This window comes from Roseobacter sp. EG26 (genome assembly GCF_049830555.1).
In the GTDB taxonomy this organism is placed as follows: domain Bacteria; phylum Pseudomonadota; class Alphaproteobacteria; order Rhodobacterales; family Rhodobacteraceae; genus Roseobacter.
Genome location: NZ_JBNBLH010000043.1, coordinates 1 through 1507 on the forward strand (window position 1 = coordinate 1; position 1507 = coordinate 1507).

1 protein-coding gene is annotated in these 1507 nt (G+C 60.8%); it reads right to left on the reverse strand.

The genetic code is table 11. From position 1 onward, the window contains the following. Positions 1-60 precede the first annotated feature (60 nt). On the reverse strand, positions 61-1422 hold the full coding sequence (locus tag ACOTTU_RS24895; protein WP_425662215.1) for an ISNCY family transposase: 1362 nt from the start codon (positions 1420-1422) through the stop codon (positions 61-63). Positions 1423-1507: the final 85 nt, after the last annotated feature.

The following is a 1507-nucleotide window of genomic DNA, read 5'->3' on the forward strand; positions in this document are numbered from 1 at the left end:
GCAAAGTAGAAGTGTCACACTTGGGCGCTGAAGGGAGCAAAGCCTGACAGGGCGGAGACCTCAGATATCGCAGCTCTGGCTGGCTTTGCGGACCTCCTTGGCGCGGCGGGCGGCGAGGGAGTTCCAGCCGTCGTTTCGACGTCCGGTTGGCTTGTATATCGAACGCTGTTTGCCCACGCGGCGTTTCTTTGGTGGGGTTTTGTCCTGCTCTTCTTTGATGAACTCAAGGACGGCGCCAAGACGCTTGTTCTCGGTGATCGCGGCGTGGGTAATGCGCTGGTCCTTGTCGAAGACGGAGTAGGGGAGCGGGACGCCTTTCCAGCGGAACTCGAGCCGGCCGTTGGGGTATTCGTAGCTGTCGACATACTTGCCGGGCAGGCCGCGCGTGATCTCGTTCTCTTGCAGGATGATGCGCTGCCGGTCGTAGGAGAAGGCCAGTTGGTTGCCGACATAGCGCTCGTCGCGCCAGCAGAGTACATCGGCAAGCCGATCTGGTTCGGTATTGAGGGGCCGGTGCAGATTGTCCGGGCGGCGCGGGGTCTTGGCGAACTTTGCGTTGTAGCGCTCCATGAAGGCCGGAAGGAACGCATTGGCCGCTGCCATGTCCGAGATGCCCGCAAGGCGCAGTTCCTTGACTAGGCGGTCCTGCAACGTCCGGTTGGCGCGTTCGACCCGGCCCTTGGCCTGAGAGCTGTTCGCGCAGAGAATCTCAATGTTCAATTCGTTCAAAGCCCTGCCAAACTGGGTCATTCCATGGCCTGACTTCGCTGCCTCGCTTGAGACGCGGAACACCGAATGCTTGTCGCTGTATAAGGCCACGGGGCGACCATGCGCCTGCAGATAGGCCTGCAGCGCGCCGAAATAGCTGAACGTGCTCTCGGACGTCACGAACTCCAGGTGCATCAAGGTGCTGGTCGCGTCATCGATAAAGACGAGTAGGGTGCAGGATGGCCCGCGATCCTCAAACCATCGGTGGTCTGAGCCGTCGATCTGGATCAGCTCGCCAAAGCATTCCCGGCGCAAGCGCGGCTGGTGGAAGGTGCGACGCTGCTTGCGCGAGAGCCATATCCCGGCGTCCTGCATCCACTTGCGCAGCGTCTCGCGCGAAACCTTGAGCCCATGATCTTCCTCAAGCTTCTCAGCGGCAAAGGTCGGCCCGAAGTCGATGTAGTTCTCGCGAACCAGCGTCACAGCAAATTCCCGAACTGCCGGATCGATCCGATTGTTCGAGACCCGACCGCGCGCCTTGTGCCGGATCGCCGCCGGACCATCGGTCCGGAACTTCCGCAGGAGCCTGTGAACCTGCCTGCGGCTCAATCCCAGAACGTTCGCCGCGTTCGTCGCCGTCATCCGGCCTTGGCTCACCTGGCTCAACACTTCGACCCGGTTCAGCTCGCGCTCGCTCATCATCACCCATCCCATGCCCGCAACCTCTGCCTGTTATCGTTGCGGGCGAGAGTGACATTCCTGAATTGCAGATGGGTGACATTTTAGCTTTGCTGCTACA

What these genes read in the sequence shown, in the direction of transcription:
- ACOTTU_RS24895 (WP_425662215.1), bottom strand. Translation starts at nt 1,422, where the DNA reads ATGGGATGGGTGATGATGAGCGAGCGCGAGCTGAACCGGGTCGAAGTG.